This window comes from Streptomyces sp. TRM68416 (assembly GCF_014596915.1).
Classification (GTDB): Bacteria; Actinomycetota; Actinomycetes; order Streptomycetales; family Streptomycetaceae; genus Streptomyces.
In genome coordinates, this window is the sequence record NZ_JACVWU010000003.1 from 308,148 (window position 1) to 325,936 (window position 17,789).

General features: G+C 71.9%; 16 protein-coding genes. 6 read left to right on the forward strand and 10 right to left on the reverse strand.

Going from position 1 to position 17,789, the window contains the following annotated elements:
* Positions 1-23 precede the first annotated feature (23 nt).
* Positions 24-500: a roadblock/LC7 domain-containing protein gene (locus tag ICC28_RS06795; RefSeq protein WP_188287495.1), complete on the reverse strand. Its 477-nt coding sequence runs from the start codon at positions 498-500 to the stop codon at positions 24-26.
* Positions 497-3,118: an ATP-binding protein gene (locus ICC28_RS06800; RefSeq protein ID WP_188287496.1), complete on the reverse strand. Its 2,622-nt coding sequence runs from the start codon at positions 3,116-3,118 to the stop codon at positions 497-499. Before ICC28_RS06800 ends, ICC28_RS06795 begins: the two co-directional genes overlap by 4 nt.
* Positions 3,119-3,330: 212 nt before the next feature.
* Here ICC28_RS06800 and ICC28_RS06805 point away from each other — a divergent pair, with 212 nt between their 5' ends.
* Positions 3,331-4,266, forward strand: a complete 936-nt coding sequence (locus ICC28_RS06805) for an ABC transporter substrate-binding protein (RefSeq protein ID WP_188287497.1) — start codon at positions 3,331-3,333, stop codon at positions 4,264-4,266.
* A 226-nt stretch (positions 4,267-4,492) separates the two neighbouring features.
* Here the strand turns inward: ICC28_RS06805 and ICC28_RS06810 are convergent, their stop codons facing one another.
* Together ICC28_RS06810 and ICC28_RS06815 are read right to left on the reverse strand one after the other, a co-directional pair.
* Entirely contained in the window at positions 4,493-4,921 is a 429-nt protein-coding gene (locus tag ICC28_RS06810; protein WP_188287498.1) for a DUF6114 domain-containing protein, read from the reverse strand.
* Positions 4,921-5,544 carry a DUF6230 family protein gene (locus ICC28_RS06815; protein ID WP_188287499.1) on the reverse strand — a complete coding sequence of 208 codons (624 nt, stop codon included), beginning with the start codon at positions 5,542-5,544 and terminating at the stop codon, positions 4,921-4,923. The genes ICC28_RS06810 and ICC28_RS06815 overlap by 1 nt, the downstream gene beginning before the upstream one ends.
* 450 nt (positions 5,545-5,994) lie before the next feature.
* Here ICC28_RS06815 and ICC28_RS06820 point away from each other — a divergent pair, with 450 nt between their 5' ends.
* A complete protein-coding gene (locus ICC28_RS06820; RefSeq protein ID WP_188287500.1) occupies positions 5,995-6,648 on the forward strand; it encodes a Tat pathway signal sequence domain protein in 654 nt (217 codons plus the stop codon).
* An 18-nt stretch (positions 6,649-6,666) separates the two neighbouring features.
* Here ICC28_RS06820 and ICC28_RS06825 read toward each other — a convergent pair whose 3' ends face one another.
* Positions 6,667-7,638: a lytic polysaccharide monooxygenase gene (locus tag ICC28_RS06825; RefSeq protein WP_188287501.1), complete on the reverse strand. Its 972-nt coding sequence runs from the start codon at positions 7,636-7,638 to the stop codon at positions 6,667-6,669.
* A 353-nt stretch (positions 7,639-7,991) separates the two neighbouring features.
* Here ICC28_RS06825 and ICC28_RS06830 point away from each other — a divergent pair, with 353 nt between their 5' ends.
* Entirely contained in the window at positions 7,992-9,809 is a 1,818-nt protein-coding gene (locus tag ICC28_RS06830; protein ID WP_188287502.1) for a S8 family peptidase, read from the forward strand.
* Positions 9,810-9,873: 64 nt separating this feature from the next.
* Here the strand turns inward: ICC28_RS06830 and ICC28_RS06835 are convergent, their stop codons facing one another.
* A complete protein-coding gene (locus ICC28_RS06835) occupies positions 9,874-10,719 on the reverse strand; it encodes an NAD(P)H-binding protein (protein WP_188287503.1) in 846 nt (281 codons plus the stop codon).
* On the reverse strand, positions 10,716-11,363 hold the full coding sequence (locus ICC28_RS06840; protein WP_188287504.1) for a ScbR family autoregulator-binding transcription factor: 648 nt from the start codon (positions 11,361-11,363) through the stop codon (positions 10,716-10,718). Before ICC28_RS06840 ends, ICC28_RS06835 begins: the two co-directional genes overlap by 4 nt.
* Positions 11,364-11,541: 178 nt before the next feature.
* On the opposite strand from ICC28_RS06840, the gene ICC28_RS06845 reads away from it, so the two are divergent.
* The 3 genes from ICC28_RS06845 to ICC28_RS06855 all read left to right on the forward strand — a co-directional run bounded on the left by ICC28_RS06845 (position 11,542) and on the right by ICC28_RS06855 (position 14,383).
* The gene (locus ICC28_RS06845) at positions 11,542-12,456 is read left to right on the forward strand and encodes a ScbA/BarX family gamma-butyrolactone biosynthesis protein (protein ID WP_188287505.1); all 915 of its coding nucleotides are present in this window, start codon (positions 11,542-11,544) and stop codon (positions 12,454-12,456) included.
* A gap of 70 nt (positions 12,457-12,526) precedes the next feature.
* The gene (locus ICC28_RS06850; RefSeq protein WP_188287506.1) at positions 12,527-13,174 is read left to right on the forward strand and encodes a ScbR family autoregulator-binding transcription factor; all 648 of its coding nucleotides are present in this window, start codon (positions 12,527-12,529) and stop codon (positions 13,172-13,174) included.
* Between the two features lie 27 nt (positions 13,175-13,201).
* Positions 13,202-14,383, forward strand: a complete 1,182-nt coding sequence (locus tag ICC28_RS06855; RefSeq protein WP_188287507.1) for a damage-control phosphatase ARMT1 family protein — start codon at positions 13,202-13,204, stop codon at positions 14,381-14,383.
* Between the two features lie 43 nt (positions 14,384-14,426).
* On the opposite strand, the gene ICC28_RS06860 is transcribed toward ICC28_RS06855, so the two are convergent.
* From ICC28_RS06860 to ICC28_RS06870, 3 genes are read right to left on the reverse strand one after another with little or no spacing between them, the layout of a single operon-like run.
* A complete protein-coding gene (locus ICC28_RS06860) occupies positions 14,427-15,689 on the reverse strand; it encodes a cytochrome P450 (protein WP_188287508.1) in 1,263 nt (420 codons plus the stop codon).
* The gene (locus ICC28_RS06865; protein ID WP_188287509.1) at positions 15,686-16,474 is read right to left on the reverse strand and encodes an alpha/beta fold hydrolase; all 789 of its coding nucleotides are present in this window, start codon (positions 16,472-16,474) and stop codon (positions 15,686-15,688) included. Before ICC28_RS06865 ends, ICC28_RS06860 begins: the two co-directional genes overlap by 4 nt.
* A gap of 45 nt (positions 16,475-16,519) precedes the next feature.
* Complete coding sequence (locus ICC28_RS06870; RefSeq protein WP_188287510.1) at positions 16,520-17,758, reverse strand: endonuclease/exonuclease/phosphatase family protein; 1,239 nt, start codon at positions 17,756-17,758, stop codon at positions 16,520-16,522.
* Positions 17,759-17,789: the final 31 nt, after the last annotated feature.

The window sequence follows — 17,789 nt, forward strand, 5'->3', positions numbered from 1 at the left end:
TCGTACCGTCCTTCTCGACCAGGTCAGCGGGCCGACGCGGCGCCGACGCTGTTCTTCAGTTCCAGCACGAGCTGAGGGCTGAGCGCGGTACCGGCACGGTTGGCGAACAGCGTCATCTCGTAGGCGATGTTGCCCAGCTTGGCCTCCTTGTCGGTGACCACGCCGAGGACGGCGCCGCTGCCGATCGCGGAGACCAGGACGTGGCCGCCCTCCAGGTCGATGATGACCTTGTTGAGGCCGCCGAGTCCGTAGTTGCCGGAGGCGCCGGCGGCCAGGCTGGTGATACCGGAGACGATCGCGGCCAGCCGCTCCGAGTCGGCGTGTTCGCGCAGCTCGGACACGGCGATGAGCAGCCCGTCGGAGGAGACCGCGATGGCGTCGACGACGCCCGCCGTCTCCGTTGCGAAACGATTCAAGAGCCAGGTGAAGTCGGCTGCGGCGGCCTTGAGTTCGGCCGGGGTGGTGGATCCGGCCGGGGTGTCACCTGTCGACGTACTCACTGCTCCGCTCCTTCCGGGAGGTGGTTCTGGTCGTGCTGTCGGGGGGTTGTGGCCTGGGGGTTCTCGGGGATCGGGGTCTCGCCGGTGGCGCTGTCGCGGTGCGCGCGCTCCACGGCGGCCTCGAAGTCCTCCAGCGCGGACCGTACGGCGTCCGGGTCGGCGGGTTGGGCGGTGCGGCGTGCGGCGGGCCGGGCGGGGGAGCGCTCGGCGGTCCGCAGGGTGGCCCCGCGGACGCGGCGCCGGAGGGGGCGGGGGCCGCCCGGGGCTTCGGCGTGGGTCCCGGAGGGGGGTTCCGGGCGGTCGTCGGTGCGGGTCCTGGAGGGGGGTTCCGGGTGTTCGTCGGTGTGGGTCCCGGAGGGGGGTTCCGGCCGTTCGTCGGTGTGGGTCCCGGAGGGGAATTCCGGGCGTACGTCGGTATGGGTCCCGGAAGGGCGTTCCGGCCGGTCGTCGGCGCGGGTGTGGTCGAGGGCCGACGGCTCGGCCGCGGTCTCGCGCCGGGGAACCCGGCGAGGGAGCGGGCCGGGCTCCTCGGCGGTCTCCGTCGGCGCGGCGGCCTTCGCGGCGCCCGCCGTGACCGACGGCAGCGGACCGCCCCCGGTCCCGGACGCCGGTGTGTCCGCCGCGGCCGACCCCTGGGTCAGCGCATCCGCGTCCGCGGGCCGCAGCAGCGACGACGGCACGGAGATCTCCGCCGTCACGCCGCCGCCCGGAGTCCGGGTCAGCGCGACACCGATGCCCCAGCGGCGGGCCAGCGTGCCGACCACGAACAGGCCGAGCACCTTCGTCGGCACCACGTCGAGGCGTTCGCGGCGGATCAGCCGGGCGTTCTCCTCGGCGAGCCGCTCGGTGCTCATGCCGAGACCGTGATCGGAGATCACGATCAGCGCGGCGTCGTCCTCCCCGCTGCCGACGGTCACCTCGACCGGGCTGCCCGCGGGGGAGAACGCCACCGCGTTCTCCAGGAGTTCGGCCACCATCAGCGTCAGGTCGCCGATGACGTCGGGTTCCACCACGGCCTCGGAGCGCGCGTGCAGCCGTACCCGCTGGAAGCCCTCGATCTGGCCGAGCGCGGCCCGGACGACGTTGGTGAGGGCGAGCGGGCCGGAGTCCAGGGCCGACTCGCGGATGCCGGCCAGCAGCATCAGGCTGTCGGCGTTGCGGCGCAGGCGGACCGCGATGTGGTCGATGCTGTAGAGGCGTTCGAGCAGGGCCGGGTCCGTCTCGCCGCGCTCGACCGCGTCGATCAGGGCGAGCTGCCGGGTGGTCAGGTTGCTGACCCGGCGGCCGACGTTGCCGAACATCTCCGCGACGTTGCGCCGGCTGAGCACCTGGCGTTCCAGCAGCGCGGCCGCGGTGGTCTGGACGCGGTTGAACGCCTCGGCGAGGTCGCCGATCTCGTCGCGCGCGGTGACCGGCATCTCGCGCAGCCGCGGCGGCCCGTCGTCCTCGGCGTCGTCGTCGGCCACCCGGGCCAGCTCGCGGTCGGCCACGTCGGCGACCTCCCGGGCCGCACCGGTCAGTGCCTGCACCGGCCCCACCACCGACCGGCGGACCGCCACCGAGAGGGCGAGCCAGAGGGCGAAGCCGAGCAGGGCGAGACCGAGCAGCAGCCCCGCGCGCCAGGCGGCCTCGCTGGAGGCCTCGTCGGCGCGGTCGGCGATCTGGTCGATCAGGGAGGCGGTGATGCCGAGCCGGATCTCCGCCTGTTCCCGGTAGGCGGGGTACGACTTCAGGGCCGCCGCGAAGGCCTCCCTGATCTCGGCGGGGGAGTCGGCCTGGAGCGAACTGGGGTCGATCTGCAGCTCGGCGTACTGCCGACCGATGACGGCCTGCGGGGCACTGTGCTCGATGCCGCGCAGTTGCTCGGCCTGCTCGGGGGTGGCGAACCGGGCGAAGCGGTCGGCCTGGTAGGTGTACACCTCGTAGGAGCCGACCGCGCCGATGAACTCGATCAGGGCGTTGGAGTCGCCGGTGGCCGCGGAGAACACGCCGGTCTCGAAGGCGCTGTGGGCGGCGTCGGCACGCAGCAGCGAGTCCAGCAGGTTGCCGGTGAAGGTGGCCGCGAGGGCCGCGTTGCGGTCGAGGCCCAGGCCGTCGATGACGCCCTTGGCGGCGCTCGCGTACGCGGGGTCGATGTTGTCGGCGGGGAGGTAGCCCTGCTCGATGGTGTCCCGCAGGCTGCCGAGGGCGCCGATCTCCTTCAGGGCCTGCGCCTCGGTGGCCGGCAGCCGGTCGCCGAAGGTCTCGCGGACCTTCATGACCTGGGCGTCCACCGCGGACTGCGCCTTGTCGTAGGCGGCGGTGGAGGGCCGGGCGTCGCCCTGGGCCGCCTCGTGGCGCACGGAGAGCAGGATGGCCTGCTGGTGCTCGGCCTCCACCCGGTCCACCAGCGTGGCGACTTCGGAGCTGGCCCGGACCAGCCGGGCCGCGTCCGCCGCGGAGGAGGACTGGCCGAGCTGGTCGGTGATGAGGTACGCGAGCAGCACGGCGACCACCGTGAGCGGAACGCCGACCAGGACGTTCAGCTTGCGCCTGAACGGCCACCGGTCGGTGAACCGACGTATGCCAGGAGGGGCGTCGTGTGTCGCGGTGGACGCGTCCACCTCTTTCGTGGACACCTTTCCTCCTCGGGGGATCGGACACCTGGTGTCAACTGCGGGGAGACTATCGCCTCTTCAGGCGAATCCGTTCACTCGCGATCACAACCGATTACTCATTGAGTCCAATCAGTGACCAGGATTCGCTTGACTGATCAAGAACTCGCTGGATTGGATCAGTTCGAGAACTGGAGAACTTCCCTCCCCCAACCTCTGAGTCCGGAACGGGAATCGTGACTTCTACCGCCTCACGCAGCAGGTCCCTCGTCGTGCTCGCCGCCACCGCGGCCCTGCTCGCGGGATGTGGCTCCTCCGACGACACGTCCGACAACCCGCTGGCGGAGGACAAGGCGAGCGGCGACACCGTCGTCGTCGGCTCCAACAACTTCGCCGAGTCCATCCTGCTCGCCGACATCTACGGCGAGGCCCTGAAGGCCAAGGGCATCAAGGTCAGCTACAAGCCCAACATCGGCAGCCGCGAGACCACCTACGGCCTGCTGAAGAACGGCACCATCACGGTCCTGCCCGAGTACAACGGCTCGCTGCTGGCCTACCTGGACCCGAAGGCCCCGCAGAAGTCGGCCGACGCGGTGAACGCCGCGGCGAAGTCCAAGCTGGACTCCAAGCTGACGCTGCTGGAGTCCTCGCCTGCCGAGGACAAGGACTCCGTGAGCATCAACGCGGAGACCGCGAAGAAGTACAACCTCACCTCCGAGTCCACGCTCGCCGACCTCAAGGACATCGCCCCCGAGCTGGTCATCGGCGGCTCGCCGGAGTTCCAGACCCGGCAGCAGGGCCTGGTGGGCCTGAAGGACGTCTACGGGCTCGAGTTCAAGTCCTTCAAGGCGCTCGACGCGGGTGGTCCGCTGACCACGGCGGCGCTGGCGAAGAACACCGTGCAGGCCGCGGACATCTTCACCACGGACCCGAACATCACCAAGGAGAAGTTCGTCGTCCTCAAGGACCCGGAGAACCTCTTCGGCTACGCGAACGTGACCCCGCTCGTCTACAAGTCGGGCCTGTCCAAGGAAGGCGTCGACGCGCTCAACGCCGTCTCCGCCAAGCTCGACACCGAGACCCTGCTGGAGCTGGACTCCCAGGTGCAGCTGGAGAACAAGGACCCGCTCGACGTGGCCAAGGCCTGGCTGAAGTCGGTCGGCCTGAGCTGATCGCCGACGGGGCGGGCAGGCCTTCAGGGACGCGCCACGCGCGCACCTGAAGGCCTGCCCGCCTCCGCTCTCCGACCGCTCCGACGTGTCGTCGTTCCCGATGTGTCGTCGTTCGTCCGCGGACTCGTCGTGGCCGGTCGCGCGGTTGCCCGCGCCCCTTGGGGGCGCGCTGCCGAACCGCAGTTGAATGTGCCCGGCCCGCTCGGGGCCGGAGGAGGAGCCCGGTTCAGGCGGGCTCCTCCTCCGGTGGTGCGAAGAGAGGTGTTGCGGTCCGGGCCTCTCTCCTGCGCTGCCGTCGGCCGCGGCGTGGCTCCTGGTCGGGGAGCCAGCCGAAGGCGAGGCAGCTGCCGATGACGCCGAGCAGCAGGCCCAGGAGGAAGCCGCCCAGGTTCGAGGTGAGCCAGGTGCCCAGGGAGAGCAGCACCCCGGTGATCGAGTAGAAGAGCCGCTGCGCGGGGTTGAAGAGGATCAGCAGCCCCAGCAGCAGCATCAGGGCCGGCAGGAGATAGCCGGCCAGGCCCTGCATGCCGATGTGCAGGACGACCTTCAGCGACGCCTTCTCGGTGAACAGGATCTCCGCTCCGCCGAGGGCGAGCAGCAGCCCGCCCCAGAACGGCCGTTCGTGCCGCCAGCGGCGGAAGGACTGCCGAAGCATCAGCAACCCGATTCGCTGAAGCGGAGTTTGAGGCCGGGCAGCTTGAACACCCCCGCCGTGGTGGCGTAGTTGGTCTGCCGCAGGTTGGCGATGTGCACGGTGTCGGCCTGCTGGCTGAACACGCCCTTCGGCCCCTGCACCCCGCCCTTGGTGAGGGTGCTCGCGTCGTTGCCGATCTCGATGTTGTCGAAGGCGGCGTCGCCCGACAGCTCGGTGGAGTCGGTGGTCAGGTCGGTCGCGGTCACCTTCTGCGCCCCGCTGCCCGCGGTGATGAGCAGGTTGGTGCCGCCGAGGTCGACGCTCTGGCACAGCTTGGTGAGGGTCGCGTTCTTGATGACGGAGGTGACGACCAGGACCTGGCCTCCGGTGTCGCCCTCGTTGGGACTGCCGGGTGCCATGTTGTCCAGGGCGCCGAACTGCTCGAAGCCGGTGCCGCGCAGCTCGGTGGCGGTGACCGTGAACGGCATGCCGGAGATGGCGAACTGCACCCCGAGCGCGCCCTCGGCGGTGAGCACGGCGAGCCCGGCGGCGGCCAGGGCGGCGGGCACCGCCATCACGGCGGCCCGGCGCGCACGGACCCGGCCGCGTCTTTCGGGGGTTTGGGTGCTGGAATCGCTTGCCATGTCTGCTCCCAGGTGATCCGGGCTCGTTGTCCTGGCGCGGACAAGCGGCGATGGAAGGGCTTTCTCGTACTCCCCAGTAGCCAGGGAAGTTACCCGGGGTTACAGCGAGGGGTCAAGACGCTTGTGAGAAAAGGGTGTTGAATATGTGTCAACTGTGAGTGCGGCCCAACTCCCTTGCAATTCCTTGACGTTGACCGCCCCGCAGGTCTACAACTCTCTCTGACCGCCCCCGGATCCGTGGCGCCGGACCGGACGGCCGTCCCCTTTCGCGGCCCCTGTCCGCATCTCCCCCCGGCACTCGCACGACCGCTTCCCCTCATGGCTCGTGCGCGGATGCCGCGTTGTCGTCGCCGGTCCGTGGCGTACGGAGAAGGCGCCACAGACCGGCGACGGCGCGGGCCGTACCCGCACCTCTGACATCCCACCCCCCTTCGGAGAAGAGGCCCCCGCATGCGTACTCGCACTCTCGCCACCCTCGTCGGCACCGTCGCCGCCCTCGCGCTGCCGTTCACCGCGCCCGCCCACGCGGCCGACGCCCCGGTCCTCACCACCGGCGGCACCGACGGCACGCCCGTCGCCGTCGGGGACGTCCTCACCGCACCGCTCGCCGCCGGCACCACCGCCACGCTCTACTCCAGCGCGACCGGAACCAGCGGTGTCTCGTGCGCGTCGTCGCAGTTCACCGCCACCGTCACCGACAACCCGGCCGCGCCGGGCACCGCCACCGAGTCGCTCGGCGCGCACACCTTCGACAGCACCGGCTGCACCAGCAACGTGTTCGGCGTGCTCGGCGTCAGCGGCATCACGGTCGACAACCTGCCCTACACCACCACCGTCGCCTCCGACGGCACGGTCACCGTCACCCCGGCGAGCGGCTCCACCATCCAGACCACGGTCCGGCTGCGCACCCTGCTGGGCTCCATCACCTGCGTCTACCAGGCGCCGAGCCTGACCGGCACGGCGAGCAACGCCGACAACAGCATCACCTTCACCAACCAGCAGTTCACCAAGAGCTCCGGCTCCTCGCTCTGCTTCGCCAACGGATTCTTCACCGCCAAGTACGCCCCGGTGACGGACGGCGGCGCGCTCGTCTACGTCAACTGAGTGCCGTAGACGGCCGGTTCACCGCCGTCGCAGTCGCAGCGCGAGGGCGGCGCCCCCGGTGAGCGTCAGCACCGTGGCGGCGCCGCCCGCCAGCAGCGGGGCCGACGGGCCCCGGTCGGCCGTCGACGCCACCGGGGTGCTGTCCGGCGCCGGTGCGTCGCGCTGCGGTGACGGCGTGCCGCTCGGCGGGGCCGGGGTGCTGTCGCCCTGCCGGGTCGGCGCGCTGTCGTCCCGCCGGGTCGGCGCGCTGCTGCGAGGCGCCGGCGTGCCGGCACTCGCGGTCGGTGCGTCGCTCGCCTGCCTCGGCGCCCCGCCGTTGCGCTCCGCCGTCCCGCTCTCACGTGCCGGGAACACCACGTCGGAGCACGAGTAATAGGTGTCCGGCGTGCTGCTGTTCTGCCAGACCGTGTACAGCACATGCCGTCCCGTCCGGTCGGACGGCAGCGTCGCCGCGATCCGGTACGCGCCGTCCGTCAGCGCCGGGTCCCGTACCTCCGCGAACGGCCGCTCCGGCAGATCGGACCAGGTCAGCGGCCGGTCCGGGGAATAGCCGGGCTTGGTGAGGTAGAGCCGGAACGTCCCGGTGTGCGGGATCGTCGAGGCGTACGTCATCGTCAGCGCCGCACCCGGCCGCAGGCGCGTCGACGGCCAGTCGGCGCGGGCCAGGTCCAGGCCCCGGTAGGCGGGCAGACCGCCGCTGCACAGCTCGCCGTCGGGGACGATCTGTCGGTCCCGACCGTTTACGTTCGCGATGCGCAGGTTGTCCCAGGCGGTGAACGGGGCGCCGTTCGCGGCGACGGCCGCCCGGCACGCCGCCGACCCGGCGGCGCTCCCGCCCTCGGGGGAGCAAGCGCGTACCCGGCTGACCGGATCCGTCGGCGCGCCGTGCGCGACGGCCGGTGACGCCGCCCACGCGGCGAGCAGCAAGGGGGCCGCCACGACCGCGGCGCGACACGCGCGCGTGCGGTTGCTCGGGGACGTCTGAGGCATGCGGGGTGTCTCCTCCGCCGGTACGGAAACGGTCTGCTCCCCAGGAGTACGAGCCACGACCCCGGTGCGTTCACCATCCGGTAACTCGCGCAAAACCGGGCAGAGACGGTCAACTGTGTGACGTAGAGGGTTGGTTTCCGGCCTGATCGAGGGTTTCCCCTGTATCCGGATGACCTTCCCTTTGCCTATCGTTCGAGCACAGCCGACCCACCGGTAACCCCGAACGGGTCGTCCCCCACCGCCTGGCCGGGCCATCGCACACCGCTTTTCGGTTCACCCCCCTCCGCTTCGAGGACGAAGCGCATCGACCGCCGCTCCGCGCTGCCCGGAGCACGGCCACGAAAGGCAAGCCCTTGCGTACCTCTCCCTCCGTGCGACGGAAGCTGATATCCGCCGCCGCGGTCTCCGCCGCACTGTTCACGGCCGCGACCGCCGGCGTCGCCGTCGCCCAGGAGTCCGCCGCTCCCCAGGAAGCCGCCCCCGCCGCGACCGCCGTCGAGGCCGCCCCCGGCGCCGTCGCCGAGCGACTCATCGTGGGCTACAAGTCCGGTGCCGCCGAGGCGAAGTCGAACAAGGCCGCCTCCGCCGACGCCGAGGCCAAGGGCAAGGAGGTCGGCGAGAGCCTCGGCTTCCAGCGCCGCCTCGGCACCGGTGCCGCCCTCGTCGACCTGGGCACCGACCTCACCCGGTCCGACGTCGCCGACGTCATCGCCGAGTACCAGGCCGACCCGCAGGTCGCCTACGTCGTACCGGACCGCCTGAACAAGCCGCTGGCGACCCCCAACGACACCGAGTACACCAAGCAGTGGGACCTGTTCGAGGCCACCGCGGGCATGAACGTGCCCGGCGCCTGGGACGTCACCAACGGCAGCGGGGTGACCGTCGCCGTCATCGACACCGGCTACGTCACCCACTCCGACCTCGGTGCCAACATCGTCGCGGGCTACGACTTCATCAGCGACACCGCGGTCTCCAACGACGGCAACGGCCGTGACAGCAACCCGGCCGACCCGGGCGACTGGACCGCCAGCCGCGAGTGCTCCAGCACCTCGGAGGCCACCACCTCCTCCTGGCACGGCACCCACGTCGCGGGCACGATCGCCGCGGTCACCAACAACAACAAGGGTGTCGCGGGCGTCGCGTACGGCGCCAAGGTCTCCCCGCTGCGCGTCCTTGGCAAGTGCGGCGGCTACGACTCCGACATCATCGACGCCATCACCTGGGCGTCCGGCGGAACCGTCTCCGGCGTCCCCGCCAACGCCAACGTCGCCAAGGTCATCAACATGAGCCTCGGCGGACCCGGTTCGTGCACCACCGCCACCCAGAACGCGATCAACGCCGCCGTGAACCGCGGCACCACGGTCGTCGTCGCGGCGGGCAACTCCAACGCCAACGCGGCCAACTACTCGCCGGCCAGCTGCAACAACGTCATCTCGGTGGCCGCGACCAACCGTGCGGGCTCGCGCTCGAGCTACTCCAACTTCGGCTCGGTCGTCGACATCGCCGCGCCCGGCGGCGAGACCCGGAACAACCTCAGCGGCGGCATCCTGTCCACGCTGAACAGCGGCACCCAGGGCCCGGCCGGCGAGAACTACACCTTCTACCAGGGCACCAGCATGGCCGCCCCGCACATCGCGGGCCTGGCCGCGCTGATGAAGTCGGTGAACCCCGGGCTGACCCCGGCGCAGATCGAGTCCGCGATCAAGACCAACTCGCGTGCTCTGCCCGGTACTTGCTCGGGCGGCTGCGGTGCCGGTCTGGCGGACGCGGCCAAGACGGTGCAGGCGGTGAGCGGAGGCTCCGGCGGTACGGGCGGCTCCACGGGGGGCACCACCTTCACCAGCACCACGTCCGTGGCCATCCCGGACAACACCACGATCGAGTCCCCGATCACCGTCTCCGGCCGCAGCGGCAACGCCTCCTCGGCCCTCCAGGTCGGCGTGGACATCACCCACACCTACCGCGGTGACCTGGTGATCGACCTGGTCGCGCCGGACGGTTCGACGTACCGCCTGAAGTCCGCCAGCTCCTCGGACTCCGCGGACAACGTGGTCGCCACCTACACGGTGAACGCCTCCAGCGAGGTCGCCAACGGCACCTGGAAGCTGCGCGTGCAGGACACGGCGACGCAGGACACGGGCAGGCTCAACAGCTGGAAGCTGACCTTCTGAGCCAGGCGCGTGCAACAAAGCGGGCGGGCCGGCCGGTGCGGATGGGGCATCGGCCGGCCCGCCGTCATGCCCGGAACGCCGCCAGGTGGTCGCGCGCCCAGGTCCGGTAGTCCGACGCCGGCCGGCCCAGCAACTCGCCGACGGCGGGGTCCACTTGCGCCTTCGCCCCGGCCAGCCCGCGCGCGGCGCTCTCGGCGAGCGCCTCGGTGATCGGCCCCGGGTAGCGCTCGCGCAGTCGGCGCAGCGCCTCATCCGGGCTCAACTCGACATAGGTGAGCCGCCGTTGCAGCAGCTCACCGAGGATCTGCGTCTGCGTCACGGCACTGACGGCCGCCGGGCCGGTGAGCGCGTACGTCCGCCCGGCGTGGGCGTCGGGGTCCAGCAGGACCCGCGCCGCCACCTCGGCGATGTCCCGCGGATCGACGGTCGCGTTGGCCGCCGCCCCGCCCGATCCCCGTACGACGCCCTCCTCGCGCACGGATCGGGCCCAGCCGAGGGTGTTGGTCATGAAGGCGCGCGGCCGGAGCAGGGTCCACGCCGAGCCCGAGTCGCGCAGGAGCCGCTCGTTCTCCCGCTGCCAGGTCGTGATCAGGTCCGTCGCCCGCGGGTCGGTCACCGCGAGTGCCGACAGTTTCACCACGTGCGCCACACCCGCCGCCCGCGCCGACGCGAGGAAGTGCTCGTCGTGCGCCTGCGTCAGCGGGTCCGACGTCACCAGCAGAGCGGCCCGTACGCCGGCCAGGGCGGGACGCAGACTCGCCGGGTCGGCCAAGTCGGCGGCCACCACCTCGACTTCGGGACCGCCGAGCCGCTCCGGGCGGCGGGCCATCAGGCGCAGCGGCACCCTGCCGCGCAGCCGTGCGGCGACCAGTCGGCCGACGGTGCCGGTCGCCCCCGTCAGCAGGATCACCGCTCTGCCTCGGGCATCGAGGCGCGGACGCGGACCCCGCGGTCGGGCCGGGCGTCCAGGCGCACGAGCAGACCCGGCACCGCGACACTGGGCAGCACGTGCGACCACAGCACGGAGATCCGGTGCGCCAGGTCCTCCCGGCCGGTCAGCGCCCGGGACATCAGCTGGATCCCGGCGAAGGCGCCGACCACCAGCTCCACCGTGTCCCGCGGCTCCACCGAGGGCAGCAACTCGCCCTGCTTCTGCGCCTCTTCCATCAGTCCGGTCAGATGCTCCGCCCACAGCCGGAACGGCCCCGAGTGATCGATCCCGGGCGGCGCGCACTGGTCCACGGTCAGCCGCACACTGCCCTGGAGCAGCGCGTTGTCCAGCAGGCGCTGCCCGAAGACGAAGGTGATGTCGACGATCTCCTGGAGCTTGCACGGATGCGGCGGCACCGCGCCGAGACCGAGCTGCTCGTCCAGCACCGCCTGGGCGAGGGATTCCTTGGACTGGAAATGGAAGTACAGGGCACCTTTGGTCACCGCGGCCCGCTCCAGCACCATCGCGATGGTGGTCGAGGTGTAGCCGTGCTCGTCGAAGACCGCCCCCGCGGCTTCCAGGATTGCCCTGCGCGTCCTGATGGCGCGCTCCTGCTTCGCCATAAGAGCCCCTCCGCTGCGCCGAGTCGACCGCATGGCCGGAACCGAGCCGGGCCGGTTCGGCGCCGATCCCCAGTCACCTGGGCCTCATTGAAAACAAACCGGTCGGCTCGTACTCTAGCGCTCACCGCACGGGCACCTCACCGTCCGCACCGCTGTCGGGGGGACCCCAGGGAGGGACATGCCTCAACTGCCGCAGCTCGCCGAGTTATCGACGGCTACCGAGCCTCTCACGGCCACTGTGCCCCGCCAACTGGTCCACCGCGCGGCCGTCGCGGAAACCTTCCTCACCGGCTGGCGCCGCACCGGACCCGATCTGTTCGGAGTGTCCGCGCAGTGGCCGAGGGCCCACCAGCTGCACGTGTCCGCGGACCGGTCCGCCCACGAACCGCTGCTCGTCGCCGAGACCGTCCGCCAGTGCGGCGCGCTGCTCGCGCACACCGAGTACGAGGTGCCGCTGGGCCACCAGTTCGTGCTGCAGGAACTGCGGCTCAGAACCCGCCCCGAGCACCTCGCCGTCGGCCCCGTACCGGCCGAACCCGAACTCGCCATAGCGGTCTTCGACATCCGGCGCCGGGCCGGCCGCCCGCACGCGATCCGCTACAACGCGGACGTACGGCTGGGCGGGGCGCGGGTCGCGACCGCCCATGTCGCCGTCTCCTGGACCGGACCGTCGGTCTACCGCAGGCTGCGCGGCGGACGCACCCCCGCCAACGTCTCCGCGCTGCCCCTGCCGCCCGCGCTGCCGCCCGAGGCCGTCGACCGGGCCCTGCCCGCGGACGTCGTCCTGGCACCACCGGACCGCCCCGGACGCTGGCAGTTGCGAGTCGATACCGCACATCCCGTTTTCTTCGACCACCCCCTCGATCATGTCCCCGGCATGCTGCTGCTGGAGGCCGCCCGCCAGGCCGCCGGGGCCGCCTGCGCCGGAGAGCGGACGCCGGTGTCGTTCCACGCCTCCTTCCACCGGTACGCCGAACTGGACCTGCCCACCTGGGTGGAGGCGGAGACGGGGGCCGACGGCGAAGTCACCGTTGTGGGAAGGCAGGTGGAGTCGCCGGTCTTCGAGTGCCGCGTCGGAACGGTCGCCCGGTGAGCTATCGTGTACGGGGAGTAAAAAACAAACGGCATGACCCGTTCTTTTCCGCCCCAGGAGTATCCAGGCGATGCCGAGGCAGTTACGCGCTGAACAGACCCGTACGACGATCATCACCGCCGCAGCCGACCTGTTCGACCGGCATGGCTACGAATCGACCAGCCTGAGTGACATCGTCGAGCACGCCCAAGTCACCAAGGGGGCCCTGTACTTCCACTTCGCGGCCAAGGAGGACCTCGCGCAGGCGATCATGGAGCTTCAGTCCCGGGCCTCGCGCCGGGTCGCCAGCGAGATGGACGCCCGCGGCTACTCCTGCCTGGAAGCGCTGATGCGCACCACGTTCGGCGTCGCCCGGCTCTCCGTCGAGGGCCCGATCCCGCGGGCCGGACTCCGGCTGGCCACCGGCGGAGTCGCGGTGCGGTCACCGCTCCAACACCCCTTCACCGAATGGCTGGAGCTCGCCTCGCGCAAGCTCCTCGGCGCCGTCAAGGAGTCCGACGTCCACCCGGACGTCGACATCGACGCCGCGGCCCACTCCTTCGTCTGCTTCTTCATCGGCACCCGGGTCGTCGGCCGCTCCCTGGAACCCGTGGCACGCCAGCCCCGCCGGGTGGCCGAGATGTGGCACATCCTCATCCGCGGCCTGGTCCCGGTACCGCGCCGCGCGCGCTACCTCACGCTCGCCACCCAGCTGGAGCGCGAGGCCAGAACCGTCTGAGGGGAGCTGCGGGATACGGTGAGGCGCATGCCGCACACCCCCGCCGCACCCGTCATCCTCGGCAACGAACCCGGCTCGTTCCCGCACAGCGTCCTCGCCGACCGCCACCCCGCCATCATCCGGCAGGTGCGCGAGGCCTTCCCGTACGGACCGGGGCAGCAGGACGCACTGGACGCCCTGCTCGCGAACTGCACCAAGGGCACGATCGAACCGCTCCCCGCCGACGCGCACGACGGCGACCGCTGGCGGGCCTGGGGAATGGGCACGTACGCCGGCCGCCCCTGGTTCGACGTGCCGTGGCTGTGGTCGGAGAGCTACTTCTACCGCCAACTCCTGCACGCCGTCGACCACTTCACCCCCGGGCCCTGGCAGGGCATCGACCCCTTCCGGCCGGCCAAGCTGGCCGAACTCGACGCCCCCGAGACGGACGCGGAACTGGCCGCCCTGGACGATCTCGCCCGGCTGTCCGCCGCGGACCAGGCACAGGCCCTGCTGCACGGCTCCCTGTGGGGCAACCGCGCCGACCTCGGCTTCCGCCTCTCCGCCGCACACGGCGAGACCTCCGCCGACACCCCGCCGCTGGTCGCCGACGACAGCGAAGCCCTGTGGTCCCTCCTGCCGCCCGCCGGCCCGGACACCCTGCTCTGCCTGATCGCCGACAACGCGGGCCGCGAACTCGTCCCCGACCTGCTCCTGATCGCCCACCTCCTGGACCGGGGCCGCGTCGGACGGGTCGTCCTGCACGTCAAGCCGTACCCCTACTACGTCTCCGACGCCACCCCCGCCGACGTCCTGGACGCCGTACGCCGGCTGCGGTCGGCGCAGGGCGCGGCGGCCGCGTACGGCGAGGTGCTGTGGACGGCGCTGACCGACGGCCGCCTCACGGTCCGCGCCCACCCCTTCTCCTGCGCGCCGCTGCCGTACGCGCGGATGCCCGACGACCTGCGGGCCGAACTCGCCCGGGCCACCGTCACCGTCCTCAAGGGCGACCTCAACTACCGGCGCCTGGTCGGCGACCACCGGTGGCCGCCCACCACCCCCTTCGCCGACGTCACCGCCTACTTCCCCGGCCCGGTGGCCGCGCTGCGCACCCTGAAGTCCGACGTGATCACCGGACTCGACGCCCGCACGGAGGCTACCCTGGTCGCCGCCGAGGAACAGCGCTGGCGCACCGGCGGGACGCACGCGCTGATCCAGGTGCGCGGGTGAGCCCCGGGGCGCCGACGAGACCGCCGAAGCGGCGCCCTGAGCCTCATGCCACCCGCACCGGCAGCGATTTGATCCCGTTGATGAAGTTCGACACCAGCCGCCCGGCCGGTCCCGCCGGCCGCAGGACCGGCACGGTCCGCAGCATCTCCCGGTGCAGCACACGCAGTTGCAGCCGGGCGAAGTGCGCGCCCAGGCAGACGTGCGGGCCGTCACCGAAGGACACGTGCGGGTTCGGCGTACGGGACAGGTGCAGGCGGTCCGGCGCGGGGAAGACCCGTTCGTCGCGGTTGGCGGAGGCGTGGAAGACGACCACCTTGTCCCCGGCGCGGATCCGCCGCCCCGCCAGCTCGGTGTCGCACCCCGCGGTACGCCTGAAGCTCAGCACGGGAGGATGCCAGCGCAGCAACTCGTCGATCGCGGGACCCAGTTCGGCCTCGCCCGCGCGCAGCCGCCGCTGCTCCTCCGGGTGCTCGGCCAGGGTCAGCAGACCACCGGGGGCCGCGCTGCGCACCGTGTCGTTCCCGGCGACGGTGAGCAGGAAGAAGAACATCTCCAGTTCTTCGCGGGTGAGTTCGGCGTCGTGCGCGAGCGTGGTCATCACGTCGTCGGCCGGATAGCGCCGCTTGAAGGACGCCAACTGCTGCGCGTAGGCGAACATGTCCCGTAGCAGCGCGGGCGACCGCGGATTGACCGGACGGCCCGACCGGTCCAGCACCGGGGGGCCGGACTCGTTCGGGTCCTGGTAGCCGATGACCCGCCGCGTCCAGTCCAGCAGCAGGCCGCGGTCCCGCTCCGGCACCCCGAGCAGATCCGTGAGATTGAGCAGGGCGTAGTCGTCGGTGACGGCGGCGACGAGGTCCACGGTGCCGTCCGCCGCGCGGGCCGTCTCCAGCGCCCGCGCCCACAGCGTGCGGGCCCGCCGCTCGGCTACCACGGTGAACCGCTCCAGACGGCCCGGGGTGAACGCCCGGCTCACCAGCCGTCTCAACCGCCCGTGCTGCGGCGGATCCTGATTGAGCATCATGCGCCGGATGAACGGCAGGTCCTCCGGATCGGGGTCCCTGATCTGCGTGGCGCCGATGTACGAGGAGTACGTCGAGGAGTCCTTCAGCACCCGCACCACGTCCGCGTGCCGGGTCACCGCCCAGAAGCCGGGCCCGGCCGGCCAGCCCAGCACCTCCGGCTCCTCCTGCCACGCCACCGGGTGGTGATCGCGCAGGACGCGGTAGGCGTCGTACGGCACGGACGTCCCGTACTGGCGGGGATCGAAGACGTCGGGGACCGGCGGGGACGGGCGGACGGTCACGCCGGTCCGCCCTTGCCCTCGTCGGCCCGCAGGAAGTCCTCCATCACGCGGACGAGTTCCAGGGGGGTTTCGTCCATCGCGTAGTGGCCCGCGGCGCTCAACTCCCACAGCTCGCCGAGGGGATACCAGCACTGCCAGGTGTCCCGCAGCAGCGCGGCCGACAGCGCCGGGTCCAGGCCGCCCGCGACGGCCAGCGCGGGCACCCGGGCGCCCTCGACCTCGCTGTGGAAGTCCTCCCCGGCCCAGGAGTCCAGCCAGGCCCGGAACGCCTTCTGGTCGCTGACCGCGAGGGAGCGGGCCACCATGCGGTCGAGCCAGGCGGCCGGGCGGTGCCCGCCGGTGGTGAAGTCGATGATCGCGCGGCGGTTCTCCGGCCGGTGCGCCGCGTCCGCGAACAGCTCCCACTGGTCGCCCGGCAGCGGCAGCCCGGAGGCGGGCACCGGCGAGATCCCGACGATCCGACGCAGCCGCCCGGGGGCCAGGGCCAGCAGCCGCTGGGCCACCGCCCCGCCCATCGAGTGCCCCACCACCGAGAAGCGCTCCCAGCCGAGCCGGCCGGCCAGTTCCAGCAGATCCTGCGCCGCCTCCGTCGTCGTGAACGCGCCGACGGCGTCCTTCGCCTCGCCGTAGCCGCGCAGATCCACCACGGCGTAGGTGAAGGACGTCAGGTCCAGGTCGGGCAGGACGCTCGCGTACGCGGACCGGTCGGCGAACCAGCCGTGCACCGCGAACACTTCGTGGGGACCGTCGCCGTGCAGCTCATGAGGGAGCGTGAAGGAGGTCATGCGATTACGGTGGACCGAGGACGGAGGCTCGGCAAGGGCATACGGTCACCGGACGTGTACGTCCTGCCACACCAGCCGGTGGTCCGAGGTCGGCTGCGCCGCCCCGCCGCCGACGAGCCGGTGGAGCGGGTCGTCCGAGGTGGGCCAGAACACCCCGTTCGCGCCGAGACCAAGGCCCCGGGACGGAATGACGTGGTCCACCCGGAGGTTGCCGGGCGCGGTGTCGTTGAAGTCCGAGGTGTCGTAAGCCGGATCGCCCACGTGCGCGGCGTTGGCGCCGCCCTGGAGCCGCGCCGCCTCCACCCCGCCCGCACTCGCCGGGGGCGTGGCCGGCGGCCGCACCGCCGGGTGGTCCAGCAGCTGCCGTACGGCATGGTCGTAGCTGTCGCCGTCGTACGGATCGGCGTTGAGGTCGCCCGCGATCACGAACCGTGCGCCGGGGCGCAGTCCGCCGCGCACGCCCCGGTCGTCGTACAGGTAGGCGCCGCGCCGCGGGCCGCCGACGTAGTCGGCCCACAGCCGGATCTCGTCGTGGTTGCGGCGGCCGTTGCGGTCCTCGGGCCCGTCGAAGGTGGGCGGCGTCGGATGCGACACCAGGAAGTGCACGGTGTCGTGGCCGACGCGCACCGGCACGTCCCAGTGGCTCTTGGACGACAGCCGGAGGACCGCCGTGGCCTCGGCGCTGTAGTAGCCCGGCGGCATGACGTGGCCGGGCATGTCCTTCCACAGGAAGCGCTGGAAGGTGCGCACCGCGCGCGTGTCGATCGGGTACTTCGAGTACACCGCCATGCCGTACTGACCCGGGAACCAGCCGTACCCGAAGGCGTCCTGCGCGTACGCGTCCGAACCGGGCGTCGTCACCGCGCCGTTCCGCCCGTCGAGGTCGATGCCGGAGGGCACACCCGTGTTGACGGGGGCGGTGAAGCGGTGGCGGTAACGGACCGGTGCGGCGCCGCGCTGTCCCACGGCCAGGTAGTTGTCGTGGAACAGCCGGAGCGCGAGGCCGCCCGGGACGTAGTCGAACTCGTTGACCAACAGCACGTCCGGGTCGACCCGTTGGATGGTCTCCGCGACATTGCGCGCCTGTTCGTCGTCCGGCGTCGACAGGTCGGCGACGAGGGCGCCCGCGGTTGCGCGGTTGAGGGAGGCGTTGAAGGTCGCGAACCGGACGGTGCGGCGGTGCCGTCCGGCCGCGGCGGCCTGCCCGGCCGTGGCGGTCGCCAGGGCCGCACCGGCGAGCGAGGCGAGCGCGGTGCGGCGGGAGAGGGATCCGGGGTGGGTCATGGGGGACTCCGGTGCGGGAGGTGATAGGCGG

What these genes read in the sequence shown, in the direction of transcription:
- ICC28_RS06810 (WP_188287498.1), bottom strand. Translation starts at nt 4,921, where the DNA reads ATGCTTCGGCAGTCCTTCCGCCGCTGGCGGCACGAACGGCCGTTCTGG.
- ICC28_RS06815 (WP_188287499.1), bottom strand. Translation starts at nt 5,544, where the DNA reads ATGGCAAGCGATTCCAGCACCCAAACCCCCGAAAGACGCGGCCGGGTC.
- ICC28_RS06820 (WP_188287500.1), top strand. Translation starts at nt 5,995, where the DNA reads ATGCGTACTCGCACTCTCGCCACCCTCGTCGGCACCGTCGCCGCCCTC.
- ICC28_RS06825 (WP_188287501.1), bottom strand. Translation starts at nt 7,638, where the DNA reads ATGCCTCAGACGTCCCCGAGCAACCGCACGCGCGCGTGTCGCGCCGCG.
- ICC28_RS06840 (WP_188287504.1), bottom strand. Translation starts at nt 11,363, where the DNA reads ATGGCGAAGCAGGAGCGCGCCATCAGGACGCGCAGGGCAATCCTGGAA.
- ICC28_RS06845 (WP_188287505.1), top strand. Translation starts at nt 11,542, where the DNA reads ATGCCTCAACTGCCGCAGCTCGCCGAGTTATCGACGGCTACCGAGCCT.
- ICC28_RS06850 (WP_188287506.1), top strand. Translation starts at nt 12,527, where the DNA reads ATGCCGAGGCAGTTACGCGCTGAACAGACCCGTACGACGATCATCACC.
- ICC28_RS06855 (WP_188287507.1), top strand. Translation starts at nt 13,202, where the DNA reads ATGCCGCACACCCCCGCCGCACCCGTCATCCTCGGCAACGAACCCGGC.
- ICC28_RS06865 (WP_188287509.1), bottom strand. Translation starts at nt 16,474, where the DNA reads ATGACCTCCTTCACGCTCCCTCATGAGCTGCACGGCGACGGTCCCCAC.
- ICC28_RS06870 (WP_188287510.1), bottom strand. Translation starts at nt 17,758, where the DNA reads ATGACCCACCCCGGATCCCTCTCCCGCCGCACCGCGCTCGCCTCGCTC.